The following is a 15,153-nucleotide window of genomic DNA, read 5'->3' on the forward strand; positions in this document are numbered from 1 at the left end:
GCATTATGCGTAATATATACTTTCTAATACTTATATTTTTTTTAGTCTTATAAGTCCAGGAAATTCTTCTTGAAGTAATCCTGAGTTATCATCTTCATTTTCAAGTAGCTCTTTTGCCCCGTCTATGTCATCTATAAATTCCCAAACCTCATTGTTTTCAGGTATGAACTCATCTTTATGTAGTTTTAAAAATTCATCGCTGGCTACCACTGAGTCATAATCTTCAAGTTTTGGTAGTTCATCATTTTCATTTTCATCATTATCTACTTCTTCCGCTAAATTAATTTCAGACCTGTCACAAATATTTTCGTCTACCTCTTCTACCCCTTCAATCTCATTATCCTCAAAAACTTCATCAATTTTTATAGCTTTTACATCGTAACCTTCCATTTCTAAGCATTTACCGCAATTATTACATTTCTTATTTGAATTTAATTCACAGACTTCACATTCTCCACAACTATTACAAATTTTCTTATTATTAAATATACAATTTTTAGACATACAACACTCCAATCTATTTATTTCAAATACTTTCATAATAGACTATTATAGCAAATATATTTTCAATAATCAAACACTAACACCCCTTAATAATGACTTATGTATTCATACATAATAATATATAATTTTTTATTTTTATTAATAACTATAAAACAGAACGTAAGTTTGATGTTATTACATTTATATGGTATAATTATACTATGAATGGGAGGCGTTTACATGTTAACTGAAAAAAAAGATAAGCAAAGTGAAATATATAACTTTATAAAGAAACAGGTACAACTAAAAGGATATCCACCTTCAGTCAGAGAAATATGTGATGGCGTAGGATTAAGATCTACTTCGACTGTTCATGGGCATTTAGCAAGACTAGAAAAAAAAGGATTTATCCGTAGAGACCCTACCAAGCCTCGTGCAATTGAATTAATAAAGGATTCTGTCATAAGAAAAGAACTTATAGATATACCTATTATAGGGAAAATCACTGCTGGCAAACCAATACTCGCAGTTGAAAATGTTGAAGATACATTTACACTTCCTTTAAATTTCACTAAAACCAATAATGAACTATTTATGCTTAAAGTTTCTGGTAGCAGCATGATTGAAGCAGGAATATTGGATAAAGACCTTGCTATAATTGAGAAAATCAATACCGCTAAAAATGGCGATATAGTTGTAGCTCTTATTGATAATGAAGCAACTATTAAAAGATTTTTCAAGGAAAAAGATCATATAAGGCTTCAGCCTGAAAATTCAACTATGTCCCCTATCATAGTTGATGACTGTGTAATTTTAGGTGTACTTGTTGGTATTTACAGAAAGTATTAAATATCCACCTTTAAAGATTTTATGTAACAAAAAAGTCCTGCAATGAATATATCAATTGCAGGATTTTTTTATTCTATTATTAAGTCATAAATATTTACTTTCTAGTTCAAATAACTCTTGAAAGTGCTATTAGTATTCCAATTTTAGCATGATCAAACGTTAATCCACCCTGTAAATATGCTATATAAGGCTCTCTTATTGGAGCGTCTGCAGATAATTCTATAGATGCTCCCTGAATAAATGCACCTGCTGCCATTATAACCTTATCTTCATATCCTGGCATGTCCCACGGTTCGCATTGAACAAAAGAATCAATGGGAGACCCCTCTTGTATACCCCTACAGAAATTAATTAACTTTTCCTTATCATTAAATTTAATTGCTTGAATTATATCACTTCTTTTATCAGTATACTTAGGAAGAACTTCAAAACCTGCAAGTTCCATAATTCTTGCACAGAAAATAGCGCCCTTCAATGCTTCCATAGCTATATGTGGTGCTATGAATAGTCCTTGATATAAAGAACGCATAACTCCAAACGTAGAACCACATTCCCCTCCTATTCCAGGAGTTGTTAGTCTGTAAGAAGCTTGTCGTACATATTCTTCTTTACCTGCAATATATCCACCTGTAGGTGCAATTCCACCACCAATATTTTTTATGAGGGATCCAGCAACTATATCTGCTCCTACATCTGTAGGCTCCGTAACATCAATAAATTCACCATAACAATTATCTACAAAACAAATAACCTTTGGATTTATAGCTTTTGCAGCGCTTATAATATCATCTATTTCAGAAATTAATAATGCTTTTCTCCAGCCATATCCAGTAGATCTTTGAATATGAATTAGCTTTATTGACTTATCTTCAATCAGTGTCTTTTTCATTAAATCAATATCAACTTTAGAGTTATCGTTTAATTCTAATTGTTTATATTTTACACCATAATCTTTTAATGAGCCTATATCCTCCTTAGCATTTATACCTATTATATTAAGAAGTGTATCATAAGGTGTTCCGCATACCGATATCATGGTATCATTAGGTCTTAAATTACCAAATAAGGACGCTCCAATTGCATGTGTTCCATTTACGAAATGCGGCCGAACGAGTGCACTCTCACAATTGAAAATTCTTGCATATACTTTATCTAATGAATCTCTCCCAATATCGCCATAACCGTATCCAGATGAATTTGTAAAATGGCATTCGCTAATTCGTTCATCTTGTAGTGCGGTCAAAACCTTAAGTTGATTAAACTCTCTTATTTCATCAAGAATTTTAAACTCATCTTGTACATCTTGTATTGCTATATCATAGAGTTTTAGCGTTTTTGAACTTATTTTATACTTCTTTTGAAGGTATACTTTTGTTATGTCTATCATGATTCCAGGTCCCCTTTTTATTATGTATATATTATGTGTTTTAAACTTTAACTACCGTAATAATAGTAACATAAATAATACCGATGTAGAATAGTTTTATTTATATATCAATCATATTAGTATGTATTTAATTGTCTCTTTCTTTACTATTACAGCACCGCAGGTGATGATTTAACTTTTTCAATAATCTCTTCAACAGTTTCCTCTAATTCTTTTCCAACTTTTTTATACTCAATTTCAAATTTTTCATTTTGATTTTTCATAAAATACATTAACGCATAATAAGTAGGCTTAAATTTATCCTTTAGCTTAAATTCAGCTTCATTAAACATTTTAAATAAGGAATTGTATTGTTTTTTAGCCATTAGAAAAATTAAATATTCATTAATAGATTTATTATATTTATCTGTATTATTAGCTGATCTTAAAAATAAGCGAGCTTTTTCTAAGGATTCTTCTATTCGATCATTAGAAAGTAAGGTTTCAGATAAAACATAAATGGTATTAAAATCATTTTCATTTTTTTCATTTTTTTCATTTTTTTCACTTTTGTTAATTAGGTCCTCTTTATTGCACCAGCTTTCAAAAAAACCCACAAGCCATTTCACCTGCTGTTTTTCTTTTTCTCCCCCAAACCTCATCATATACCATATGTTAAAAAATCGTTCTTTTATTTTGTACATATAATTTTTCTTATTTACAGGTGTTTTATTTATTACTCCGTTTTTTTCTAATTGATTTAACTGAGCGGATACTTCTTTACTTTGCATTCTTATTTTATCTGCTATTTCTTTTGTGGTTATGGCATCAAAGCGTAAAGCTATAACATCAACAATTTCCTGTTGCACTGGAGATAACCTATCCATTGTATGTTTATAAAGAGGTGTTACTCTATCTAGTAATGTATCTAATTGTTTAAATACGGGTCCGTTGTCAACATTTAAAATATCGAAAAGTAATGCCATGATTCTTGGCACCCCACCTGTTAACCGCCTTAAAGCTTCTATTTTCCCACTGTTACTTTTAAGTATCTCATTTATACCCTTCTTATTAAAAATTCCACCTAACTTTTCAAAAAATTCCACAGTTTCTTCTGAATTTAATCCTTCTAATTTTATCAGATTAAAGAAGTTATAGAAGGGCTTACTATAATCAAAAGTAAATTCTAAAACTTCTGAAGATGCTCCTATAATTCGAATTTCAGCAGAGGTTAATAGAATTTCTCTAAGTTTTTGCTGCTCATAGATTTTAAACTTCTTTAGAATACCGAAAGTATCATCTATTAATAGTATTAATTTTTTATTTTTTTCTTTAAGTTTTTGCTCAAGTATTTTAAAGCATATATCTTCGTAGTCTTCTACCTCTGCATATTTATCCATTTCATCATAAAGCCCTACAAACTCATCATTTTCCATTTCAAGATTCGCAGCCGTTACCTCCCAAAGTTTAAACAGTCTCCGTATACTGTATTGCTCCTCAGGAAATATAACAGGGATAAACTTTGCTTTTAGCTGCTTATCTCCTTTTATTTCAAAGTATATTCTTTTTAATAAAGTTGTTTTACCATATCCTCTTTGACCTTCTATGATATAATGCTGCTCTGGATATTTCATGTCAGAATTTTTTATATCTTTAAAAATCTTTTGAAATTCTTTTTTCCTTATTACAAATCTATCAACTAATTCTTGATGCGATAAATTATTGGGATTATAAAAACTTAAAGTACTAGTTTGCATTTTTTTTACACCACCACATTCTTAATATAGGAGAGGTAAATGTATATAATTTTTCCTCCTCATCATTATTTATATATCCATCATCAATAATAGTATTTAAGAGATCTTTATATGTTTCGCAAAGATTATATTTTACAGCTAAATCATATATTTCGTTATAAGTTATCTTCTTAGCTTCTGTTATAGCTATTATGTTTAATACTTCTATAATAAACTTATAGTCATTATTTTTGTACACCTTAAGCCTCTCATGCCAACTGCTAAATTTATTATTTTCCTCTATCATCCGTTTAATTGCTATATCAACCGATTTATTATATATAGAGCATATTTGATCTTCATCATAAATATCCTGAATTTTATCCATAGCAAGTTGAATATAAAAAGGAATCAACCACTTAATTTCATGTAGCATATGATTTATAGTAGCGGTATCCATTGTGAAATCAAGCCCTTTAAGTAGTTCATTTATAAGACTTTTCCCCTCTGATTCACTTAGTGGAGTGACTTTTAAAATATCTAGATCATTTATAAACTTTGAAGAGTCCATTCGTCTTGCAATACCCTCGAGGCTTATGGACCCTGTATATATGAATTGAAATTTATTATTTATATCACTATTTTGTCTTAATGCTCTATTACTTTGAAGAAGATGAACTGCATATGTAGTGCCTTCATTTTGTTGAATATTTTCTATTGTTTGAGCAAATTCATCTATCATTATAATTAATTTGTGCCCTTCTAAATCAATAGATCTCATAATTTCTATAAACTTTTCATAATAATTAAGTTCAATAGTCTTAGTAAACTTAACAGTGTCTATGCCTACTTCGTCAATACTTTTAAAAATGGTTTTAGCTAAATCTTTAATTGAATTTATTACTTTGTCTCTTTTCTTTATTGAATCGCAATTTAAAATGGCCTTTACAATTTCCTTATAATACTTATTTTCGTTGTAAACAGACTCCGTAATTACATAGATTATATAATATTTATCCCTTGGGTTATCTTCTATATACCTCATTAAAGATGTTTTCCCAACCCTTCTTGGAGCTGAAATTATAATACTACTAGCTGAATCGATTTTTCTCCATAATTTATTTATTAAAATAGGTCTTTTAAAAAAATTTTCACCTCGTGCAGCTTGCCCTGTTGTAATTTTCATAATTAGCACCTCCGCAATTACTTATATTTACAATTATATCTAACAAAAAATATTTTGTCAAGCATTCTAACAAAATATTTTTTGTCAAAGTCAAACCCCTTATTCACTTTTTTTACAATTACTAAACAATTTAAGAAACATGTAACCTAACTACTTAAAATAATATCTGAGGATTACTATAGCAAATAAAACTTCCTATTAATAATATCAATCCTAAAATTCTAATAATTAAGATAGTTTTTTTAATCCCTAATTTACTAAATGTTTCTGGTGTTCCAAATGGGAATACAATAATACAGCACTTAATATCATAACGCCTACACATATGTTATTTTCTCATTTTATTATTTATGCTCTTTCCATAAACAATCCCCTATCTTCATTTCAGTAAAAACAGCCTTAAAAGAATTTTTACTTGGTGAACATGCAAGTAACCCAATATTAATTTCTTTTTCACCTTCAAACAAGTGGAAAATCCGCATCTGTTTGAAATTTACACCATCAAAGGAATTTTCAAGACAATAATCACTCTCTCGTCTGCTTAATCTATACCACATACAATTTACAAATGCTCCAATATCCGTAGTTGCCCAATCAGAATATCCATGATTTGTTACCACACTTCCAAGCCATGCAGTATTATTGTCATGAAATTCTATTCCTGCCTTTACCCAATTTTCACTGTTTTGATAAATTGCAACTCCACATTGGTCAAACAATGCTGTACTATTAAACTCTGCCTTTACTGTAAATGAAAAATATCTTTCATCTGTTGTAATATAAAGAACATGAGCATTATCATTTCTAAATCCATAATAAGTTCTTTGCCAAAAATCAGTGTTAGGGTCTGTTATAATTTCAACTCTATCTCTTCCAATTACATAATTTCGAGGTTTAAAAAACCATTTTTCTTCTTTATCACTAATTTCAAACATCTTAATCCTCCCCCAATTCAAATAACTTTTAATACATAATAAAATACAACTGCGTCGTAACTAATGTAATATTATCATAATTTACCACACTTTGGAACAATTTCCTCATAAATAAAGATCATACATTGTTTATATATACGCAACACTAAAATCAATTGTCCAAGCCATTTATATGTGAATTAGTATAGATAAACAAGCAATGTTGGCGCTACTACGATAATAATAGGGACGACTCATAGTCCCCACTTCATTGATATATCAATAATGTGGAGACTCAGTACAAGAAACGGAAAACAGTCCCATTTCAATAACTCTGTTACTTTATCTTTGTTTCCTTCAATATCAAATTTATCATCAAATCAACAAACTTGTCTGGTTCGTTTCTCCATGGATCGTGCCCTGAGTGTTCAAACCAAATGAGCTCTTTAGAAGGGGCTTTTAGTGAATTGAAATAATCCTCAACCAATACTGGTGACGCGTTGACATCGTGACGACCTTCCATAAAGTACACTGGAACATCTAACTTTATAGCTTGTTTACGTAGATCTAAATTGTATAACTGAGGATAGACATGATTAAAAGTAGTAACTAAACCAAAAAAATAATTTACTTTATCGCATAACCCATACTCAGTACCTCCAATTTCACCAAATGTATTATATCCTGCTCTCTCAATTTCAGAATTTTTTGTCATATGTTTACTCAAGTACTGTGAGAGGGTAGAAAATTTCCAAACTACATCTTTACCATGGTATGGTGGCAGGCCTTGATTTTTCATTTTTTCAATTTGTTTTATATCTCTGCTATCTTTTGCCATCTTAAGCACTAGTTCATACATACGGACATCGGTTTCAACGAATTCAACCATCTGACCAGTACCAATAAAAGCAGAAAATAGTTCTGGGTAACATTGCACAAGCAATACCTTTTCTTGTTTAAATCTATTGCACAGGTACTGTGTTAGCTCATGTCCATCAGAAATATATCGCTCAGGGGTAATTGATTTAAGAGGTACAGCATTAATTGACTTACCCGCCCCTGGTTGATCCCAGTTAACAACCACATAATTATCTTCAAGTTTTTTTAGTTGCTCTCTGGTTGCGGCTAGCTGTGTTCCACCGGGACCACCAGCTAGAAAAAGTAGCACCGGATTATTTTTATTTTTTCCACGAATAGTTATCCACTGATCACTACCACCTAGACTTACTTTCTCTAAGGTAGCAATACTACCCACTAATGGTTTGCCATTATCTCCAAGTATAGGTGGCGTGTATGCCATCCACTGGCTACATAGTATAGAAACAACATTCACAAATAATAATACTACTGCTACAATCAACTGACTCCGCAGTTTCAAAAGCCAGGGCGTTATCCTTGCTTTTTTACGTGTACAAACAGCAATAATTACTGTAATCAAAATTGAGATGAAAAGAGTTGCTATTGCTACAACCAAAGAAAGTATCAATATTAACGCAAACCCTAACTCTATAGGGACAGTTTTCATTGTAATCATAAGATGTGGGCGTATAACAATAATATACAAAGCGATTATAACTGCTGTGAGTAGCGGTAAAAGAAAACGTAGTTGAAGCAACAAATTGGTTTTTGACCCACGAGAAGTTGTATCTTTTTTAAATAATGATTTCATATTAGTCTCCCTTCTACAAATATTTAGTCTGTTTTCTCAGATACCTCCAATTCTTATTTGACGCAAAAAAATGGAAAACAACCCCATTTAGTACCCCTTGCTATTACTATAACAAGGTATACTTAACTGGGGCTGTTTCTAATCTTAAATCCATCTTAAATTTTGGGGATATTGATAATAAACTCACACCCACAGTTTACCTCTGTGTTTAGACGAATACTACCTCCATGTGTTTCAATGATTTTTTTAACTATGGCCAGTCCGAGGCCTGTGCCACCTGTTTGTGAGTTTCTTGCCATATCCGCGCGTACAAATGGATTAAATATATCTTTTGCAATTTCTGAAGGCATTCCAATCCCATTATCCTTAAAGATAATAACGACTCCATCACCCTGCTCAAATAAGCTGATCATTAAGAGTGTTCCTTTGGGATTATATTTTATTGTATTAGAAACAAGATTTTGGATTACTCTATTCATCTGCTTTAAATCGATGTCAATAAAGATTTCTTTTTCTGGTATCTCAAAATCATATGTAAATTGTGCCTTATCAAATGTAGTTATAAAAAAACCTATTTCTTCCCTCATATACTCACATATATCAACTCTGGTTTTATTCAATAAATATTTCGAACTTTCCATTTTAGACAGCTCAAATAGGTTAGTAACTAAATTATTTACTCTTACGCTGTTTTCACATATTACTTTCATGTATGTACGGTATTCTTCTTTTGATAAATCAGGTTTGTTATAGCTAAACTCTGCATAACCCATAATACTTGCAAGAGGGTTTTTAAGATCATGAGAAATATTAAGTATAAGCCTTTTACGGTTTTCTTCAGACTGCTTTCTAAGATATATTTCCTGTTCAATTTGTTCTGCCATTTCGTTAAATATATATTCTAATTCTCCAAACTCATTTTTCAAATTAAGCTCAACTCTTGAAGAATAATCTCCATCTTTCAATCGAGAAGCACTGTGACAAAGTTTCTTTAATGGGCTTATAATGCTTATAGATGATAGCTTTGAATATATCACGGTGCATATTGCAAGCAGTATGAAGTAAAGTAAGGTAACAGCAACAATAACACCAACTACTCCCTGTTTATCAACGGAATTGTATTCTTTGTTGTATACGAAATTCAAATCAATTCTAATAGAAGTTGGAAACGTCACTACCAGCCAAAATTGCTTTTTAGAATTATATTTAATACTATAGCTATAACGTCTTTCAATACTTTTACTCTTCATCAAAAAATCAGTAAACTCCGCTGTGGTAAGTTTACCTTTTGAAATAGTGTTAAGCCCTAAAGAATATGCAACTTCATAATCGGTGTTAATTACCTGTACACCGCCGCCATTATAAATAACCTGTTCTACGTCAATCCTTTTATAATCATCCTTCATTAGGCTTTCTGCAGTATAATTATTCTTAGCAAGGGTCTTGGATATAACATCGTTTGTAAAACCTAAAAGCATAAGTGCGAATAGAGCTATCATTATGGAAATAATAAACATGAGGACATAGTTTGCTAAGAATCTGCTTTCTATTTTTCTGTTCATAAGCTAACCGTGCTCTGTTTATGAAACTTATATCCAATACCCCTAATGGTTTTGACATATTCCGGATTTCTTGGATCAGTCTCAATCTTATTTCTGATATGACTTATATGCACCATAATGGTGTTATTGTCACAATAAATATCCTCATCCCATACTGCCTTGTATAACTGCTTTCTGGTAAAAACCCTTTCCGGATTCTCCATAAGGTACTTAAGCAACATATATTCTTTTGCATTCAGTACCACCAGCACATCCTCTTTATAGACGCAGCAGGCATCTTTATCCAAGCACAAGCTGCCATACTTTATTTTGGAGAATGCGTGCGTATTTTGCACCGAGTATTCAAGGTTTCGCCTAAGCTGTGCACCAACTCTTGCAAGCAGTTCTGGCATGCTAAACGGCTTTACTATGTAATCATCAGCACCAATCCCGAGTCCTAAAATCTTGTCCATATCATCACCTCTAGCGGTTAGAAATATGACAGGAAGATTACTTGTTTGACGGATTTTTCGTAGCAGATTGAATCCATCCAGTCGTGGCATCATAACATCAAGGATAGCAATATCAATTGCTTTGTTTCGTATGATTTCTAAAGCCTCAATGCCATCCTCTGCAGCAAATACAGAGTATCCCTCCTGCTCAAGCTCTAACTTTAAAAGGATTCTGATGTCCTTTTCATCTTCTGCGATTAATACATTCAAAAAACCACTTCCTCATCGTGTATATTTGTTTGCGCTGATATCAACATCTACTCCTCCTTAATTAATGCCTACCTTTAAACAAAATAACTTTTATGTTTCCTCAATCTACATTTACGCTTGTTCAACAAGCAATTTAATATTTTCTTCCGTTGAAAGCAAGGCATTTTGTATACTATCGAGCTTTTCTTTCAGTGAACCTATTACATTTTCTACATTGTTTGCAACACGATGTACACTATCTAATGATTCACAGATCCTTGATTGTACAACCCAATCAGATATAAGACCATCAATAAAATAATCTGCAAATGTTTCGAAAGACCCAATATTTATATCTATATTCATTATTAAATTCACATCGGATAATTCATTTTGGAATCGTATCAATGCAATTTTTGTATTATTTGCATATTCCTTAGCTTCATCAATATGTGAGTGCTTAGCTGCAGTTGCAAGTAAGCCTCCTCCTAGTATATCCCATGTTCCCCAGCCTTCAGCGCTTTCAAGAGAATTTTTTACCCGTCCAAGTTCAATTTGTACAGCCTCACCTGACGCAATTGCTTCCTTCAATTCTTTCTTCTGTGCTTCAAGGTCAGCTAGGTTGTCTATAAGTTGAAGTAACTTTTGAGATTTACCATCATTTAATCGCAGTATAAACTCTTCTTTGTGCTTCAATACAGTTTCATATTCACACTCTACGCCAAGTAGACTGTTTAATGAAGCTTTATACGATACAATTTCCCTCTCTAATGCTAAAACTGATTTACAACACTCATCATACTTTAACCTAGCAGAAAGCAACTCTTGCCTCTCTTTTTCAAGCTGTTGATGTTTACTCCCGAGTATCGAATAAAATATACTAGTAATACTTAATGATTCAAGTTTTTTGACATCCTTATCCTCATCTTTAAGAATATTTTCGAGCTCTATCTTTCTATCTAATTCTTTTTGCAACACTTCCCTAGTCTGGTTAACCGAACTTTGAAATTTCTTTTTTCTCAACAATTTTTCTTTGACATTTATAAGTTCCCTGTTAAGTTCTTCAAACATACTAAACTCCCTTTCTGCATATAACTTTTTTATACACAATAAAATACAATACGACCATGATACTTTAAATATTCATTAATAATTAGTTTAATTTGCTACCAGACTCCCAAACTGACTATTATAGAGTTTTTCATAGAAACTGCCCTTTTTCATTAACTCATTATGGGTTCCTTGTTCTATAATATTTCCTTCATCTATAACCAATATTAAATCTGCATTACGAATAGTTGAAAGTCTATGTGCAATAACAAAGCTAGTTCTTCCTTTCATTATATTCCTCATAGCTTTTTGAAGTAATATTTCTAATCTAGTGTCAACTGAACTAGTTGCTTCATCTAATATTAATATTGCTGGATTTGATATTATAGCTCTTGCTATAGTCAAAAGTTGTTTCTCTCCTTGAGATATGTTAGAAGCCTCTTCGTTTAGAAACATGTTATACCCATCTGGAAGTGTTTTAATAAAGTGATGTACGTTAGCTATTTTAGCCGCTTCAATAATTTCTTCCTTGGTAGCTCCAAATCTACCATACTCAATGTTTTCATAAATTGTTCCATTATATAGCCAAGTATCCTGAAGAACCATACCGAATATAGAACGTAAATCTTCACGTTTCATATCTCTAGTATCCACTCCATCTATCTTTATAGCTCCCCCTTGAATATCATAAAATCTCATTAATAAATTTATTAATGTTGTTTTACCTGCTCCTGTTGGACCTACAATAGCAACCATCTGACCACTTTTTATCTCTGCGTTTAAGTCCTCAATTAAAATCTTATCTCCACTATATCCAAATTTGACATGTTCAAAAGTAACATTTCCACGTACATTCGCGAGCTTTATAAAAGAGGCTTTATCTGGAATCTCCTCCTTCTCATCTAATATTTCAAATACACGTTCAATTGCCGCAAAGGCTGATTGTATTGCAGCAGATAATTGTGTTACTTGAGAAATTGGTTGGTTTATTTGCCAGATATAACGAATAGATGCTTGAAGATTACCCACTGTCATTATTCCATTTATAGCATATGTTGCGCCAAGAATTCCAATGGCTGCAATTCCTAAATAACTTACCAATGAAACTAATGGAGAAATTATACTAGATATAAATTGCGCCTTAAATCCAGTATTAAAAAGTTCTTCATTAATATTTTCAAAATCTTTTATAGCATCTTCTTGCTTTCCATACAGCTTTATTTCGTTAAAACCAGTATATATTTCTTGCACTTTACCATTTAATTCCCCCAAAACATTTTGCTGTCTATAAAATAAATTTTGTGATTTACTTACTATAAATTTTGACACTAAATAACTTATCGGTATTATAAGTATAGCTACCAATGCAAGTTTTATATTAATTGTAAACATCATCGCAATAGCTAGAGTTATTGCCAATATTGAATTTATAACTTGGCTAAAACTCTGTTGAAGTGCATTAGAGATAGTATCTATATCATTTGTTATGCGGCTCAGCATATCCCCATAGCTATTTTTATCAAAATAACTTATAGGTAATTTTCTAATTTTACCTTGTACAGCATTTCTTAAATCTTCCATAGTGTTTTGAATAGAATTAGTTAACAACAAACTTGCTGCATATGTTGATAATGTTCCAAATATATAAATAAAAGCCAATATTACCAATACCCTTAAAATATAATTAAAGTTAACTGAAGCTCCTTTTATACCTTTTGCTATATTCACAACATCTTTGGCAAGACTAGTTGTAATTAATCCCTCTATTTTTGGAGCAATAGCAGTAAAAATAGACGCTACTACTATAAATAAAATTGCGCCAATCAGTGCTCTCCTATATGGTTTTACGAAGGGAGAAATTTTTCTTATATTATCCGTTAACTTTTTCATTGTTCCAGTTCCTCCTTTGTAAGTTGAGATGATGCAATTTCATAATAGATTTCGCAGGTTTTTAGTAATTCTTTATGAGTTCCTATTCCTACTATCTCGCCTTCATTCAATACTATAATCTTATTAGCATCAATTATGGATCCTATCCGTTGTGCAACCATTAAAACTACGGAATCTCTAGTTTCGTCCTTTAACTTTTCTCTAAGCATTGCATCTGTTTTAAAATCTAAAGCGGAAAAACTATCATCAAAAATATAAATTTCAGGCTTTCTAACTAATGCTCTTGCAATAGATAATCTTTGCTTTTGACCTCCTGACATATTAGATCCACCTTCACTTATTAATTCTTCAAATTTTTTATGTTTACTATTAATAAAATCATAAGCCTGGGCTACCTTAGCCGAATGTTCAAGTTCTTGTTTATCTGCAGCAGCTTTACCAAATTTAATATTAGTGCCTATACTGCCAGTAAACAACAATGTTTTCTGAGGTATAAACCCCATTTTTTCACGTAGTGCTTTTAAATCATATTCTCTCACATCTACGCCATCTATCTTTATGCTACCCTTTGTAACATCATAAAATCTTGGAATTAAATTAATTAACGTACTTTTCCCACTGCCTGTACTTCCTATAAATGCAACTTTTTCTCCTTTTACTGCTGTAAAGGATATATCACTTAAAACTGGAATCTCTCCATCTGGATAAATAAAGGTAACATTATCAAACTCCACAATCCCCCTAATAGCCGTATTTTTAACACCATATTTAGGATTTTTAATAATAGGCTCTTCAGCTAATATCTCGTTAATTCTATTAGCTGAAATTTGTGCTTTTGGATACATGATAAACATCATTGAAAAAAGCATAATTGAGAACATTGCATGAAACAAATATTCTATAAATGCTACCAGTTGTCCAACTTGTAGCGTTCCTGCATTTATCATTTTGCTAGAAATCCAAAAAATAGCGAGCACTGCTAAATTCAACAAGAAAAAGAAAGTTGGCTGAGAAATTGCCATAAGCTTATATAACTTCTTAGATAGATTTGTATACTCATTGTTAATTTCTTCAAATCTTTGGTTTTCATGATCATCGTTACCAAATGCCCTAATTACTCTCGCTCCAGTTAAATTTTCTCTTGATATTCTATTTAATTTATCTAATTTTTTCTGTTGCTTTTCTGATATTGGATAAGATATCTTAGATATAATAATTACCCCAAGCACTATGAATGGTACCGTTACCGCTAATACTACAGACAAATGTAAGCTCGTTCTTATAATCATTACCAAACTTACAATAAACATAACCGGTGCAAGGAATGCTACTCTTAATAATGTATTTGTAAATTGTTGTAATTGAAAAACATCATTGGTTGTTCTGGTTATCATTGACGATATCCCAAACTTATCATATTCACTATGTGAAAATTCCTGAGATTTTTTAAAAATATCGTTTCTTAAATCTCTAATCATACTAGTAGAGATTTTTGAAGAACAGTATCCTAATAATATTGTACCCATGGCTCCAACTATAGATATTCCTACAATTACAATACCCATATGCTTTGTGTATTCTATATCCTTATTAGCTATTCCTGTGTCAATCACTCTAGCCATTATTGTTGGAATTCCTAATTCCACTAATACAAATCCAAAAACGGATATTATATTCAGCACTAGAAGCAGTTTATATTTTTTTATATATTTTAATATTAGTTTCATTCCTTCTATCCACTCCTTTTTTAAGTACACTTGAAATCTTG

12 protein-coding genes are annotated in these 15,153 nt (G+C 31.4%); 1 reads left to right on the plus strand and 11 read right to left on the minus strand.

Annotation, left to right across the window (positions count from 1 at the left end; all coding sequences use genetic code 11):
* Window positions 1-30: 30 nt before the first annotated feature.
* Window positions 31-504, minus strand: a complete 474-nt coding sequence (locus ACWJKE_RS04030) for a hypothetical protein (protein ID WP_216304025.1) — start codon at window positions 502-504, stop codon at window positions 31-33.
* A gap of 219 nt (window positions 505-723) precedes the next feature.
* Here ACWJKE_RS04030 and lexA point away from each other — a divergent pair, with 219 nt between their 5' ends.
* The gene (gene lexA / locus ACWJKE_RS04035; protein ID WP_216304024.1) at window positions 724-1,332 is read left to right on the plus strand and encodes a transcriptional repressor LexA; all 609 of its coding nucleotides are present in this window, start codon (window positions 724-726) and stop codon (window positions 1,330-1,332) included.
* A gap of 106 nt (window positions 1,333-1,438) precedes the next feature.
* Here lexA and ACWJKE_RS04040 read toward each other — a convergent pair whose 3' ends face one another.
* The 10 genes from ACWJKE_RS04040 to ACWJKE_RS04085 all read right to left on the minus strand — a co-directional run bounded on the left by ACWJKE_RS04040 (window position 1,439) and on the right by ACWJKE_RS04085 (window position 15,112).
* Window positions 1,439-2,719, minus strand: a complete 1,281-nt coding sequence (locus tag ACWJKE_RS04040) for a methionine gamma-lyase family protein (protein WP_216304023.1) — start codon at window positions 2,717-2,719, stop codon at window positions 1,439-1,441.
* A 149-nt stretch (window positions 2,720-2,868) separates the two neighbouring features.
* Window positions 2,869-4,455, minus strand: coding sequence for an ATP-binding protein (locus tag ACWJKE_RS04045; RefSeq protein WP_216304022.1), 1,587 nt, complete (start codon window positions 4,453-4,455; stop codon window positions 2,869-2,871).
* Entirely contained in the window at window positions 4,445-5,620 is a 1,176-nt protein-coding gene (locus ACWJKE_RS04050) for an ATP-binding protein (RefSeq protein ID WP_216304021.1), read from the minus strand. Before ACWJKE_RS04050 ends, ACWJKE_RS04045 begins: the two co-directional genes overlap by 11 nt.
* Before the next feature lie 344 nt (window positions 5,621-5,964).
* Entirely contained in the window at window positions 5,965-6,555 is a 591-nt protein-coding gene (locus ACWJKE_RS04055) for a DUF1349 domain-containing protein (protein WP_216304020.1), read from the minus strand.
* 316 nt (window positions 6,556-6,871) lie between these two features.
* Window positions 6,872-8,068 (minus strand): alpha/beta fold hydrolase, encoded by a 1,197-nt coding sequence (locus tag ACWJKE_RS04060; RefSeq protein ID WP_462959163.1) that lies wholly within the window; start codon window positions 8,066-8,068, stop codon window positions 6,872-6,874.
* Window positions 8,069-8,358: 290 nt separating this feature from the next.
* On the minus strand, window positions 8,359-9,765 hold the full coding sequence (locus tag ACWJKE_RS04065) for a HAMP domain-containing sensor histidine kinase (RefSeq protein ID WP_216304018.1): 1,407 nt from the start codon (window positions 9,763-9,765) through the stop codon (window positions 8,359-8,361).
* The gene (locus ACWJKE_RS04070; RefSeq protein ID WP_220287155.1) at window positions 9,762-10,466 is read right to left on the minus strand and encodes a response regulator transcription factor; all 705 of its coding nucleotides are present in this window, start codon (window positions 10,464-10,466) and stop codon (window positions 9,762-9,764) included. The genes ACWJKE_RS04065 and ACWJKE_RS04070 overlap by 4 nt, the downstream gene beginning before the upstream one ends.
* Window positions 10,467-10,577: 111 nt before the next feature.
* Window positions 10,578-11,516 (minus strand): hypothetical protein, encoded by a 939-nt coding sequence (locus tag ACWJKE_RS04075; RefSeq protein WP_216304016.1) that lies wholly within the window; start codon window positions 11,514-11,516, stop codon window positions 10,578-10,580.
* Window positions 11,517-11,603: 87 nt separating this feature from the next.
* Window positions 11,604-13,385 (minus strand): ABC transporter ATP-binding protein, encoded by a 1,782-nt coding sequence (locus tag ACWJKE_RS04080; RefSeq protein ID WP_216304015.1) that lies wholly within the window; start codon window positions 13,383-13,385, stop codon window positions 11,604-11,606.
* A complete protein-coding gene (locus ACWJKE_RS04085) occupies window positions 13,382-15,112 on the minus strand; it encodes an ABC transporter ATP-binding protein (protein ID WP_462959164.1) in 1,731 nt (576 codons plus the stop codon). The genes ACWJKE_RS04080 and ACWJKE_RS04085 overlap by 4 nt, the downstream gene beginning before the upstream one ends.
* Between the last annotated feature and the right edge of the window lie 41 nt (window positions 15,113-15,153).

This window comes from Clostridium sp. CM036 (assembly GCF_055081135.1).

What these genes read in the sequence shown, in the direction of transcription:
- ACWJKE_RS04030 (WP_216304025.1), bottom strand. Translation starts at nt 504, where the DNA reads ATGTCTAAAAATTGTATATTTAATAATAAGAAAATTTGTAATAGTTGT.
- lexA (WP_216304024.1), top strand. Translation starts at nt 724, where the DNA reads ATGTTAACTGAAAAAAAAGATAAGCAAAGTGAAATATATAACTTTATA.
- ACWJKE_RS04040 (WP_216304023.1), bottom strand. Translation starts at nt 2,719, where the DNA reads ATGATAGACATAACAAAAGTATACCTTCAAAAGAAGTATAAAATAAGT.
- ACWJKE_RS04045 (WP_216304022.1), bottom strand. Translation starts at nt 4,455, where the DNA reads ATGCAAACTAGTACTTTAAGTTTTTATAATCCCAATAATTTATCGCAT.
- ACWJKE_RS04050 (WP_216304021.1), bottom strand. Translation starts at nt 5,620, where the DNA reads ATGAAAATTACAACAGGGCAAGCTGCACGAGGTGAAAATTTTTTTAAA.
- ACWJKE_RS04055 (WP_216304020.1), bottom strand. Translation starts at nt 6,555, where the DNA reads ATGTTTGAAATTAGTGATAAAGAAGAAAAATGGTTTTTTAAACCTCGA.
- ACWJKE_RS04060 (WP_462959163.1), bottom strand. Translation starts at nt 8,068, where the DNA reads ATGATTACAATGAAAACTGTCCCTATAGAGTTAGGGTTTGCGTTAATA.
- ACWJKE_RS04065 (WP_216304018.1), bottom strand. Translation starts at nt 9,765, where the DNA reads ATGAACAGAAAAATAGAAAGCAGATTCTTAGCAAACTATGTCCTCATG.
- ACWJKE_RS04075 (WP_216304016.1), bottom strand. Translation starts at nt 11,516, where the DNA reads ATGTTTGAAGAACTTAACAGGGAACTTATAAATGTCAAAGAAAAATTG.
- ACWJKE_RS04080 (WP_216304015.1), bottom strand. Translation starts at nt 13,385, where the DNA reads ATGAAAAAGTTAACGGATAATATAAGAAAAATTTCTCCCTTCGTAAAA.
- ACWJKE_RS04085 (WP_462959164.1), bottom strand. Translation starts at nt 15,112, where the DNA reads ATGAAACTAATATTAAAATATATAAAAAAATATAAACTGCTTCTAGTG.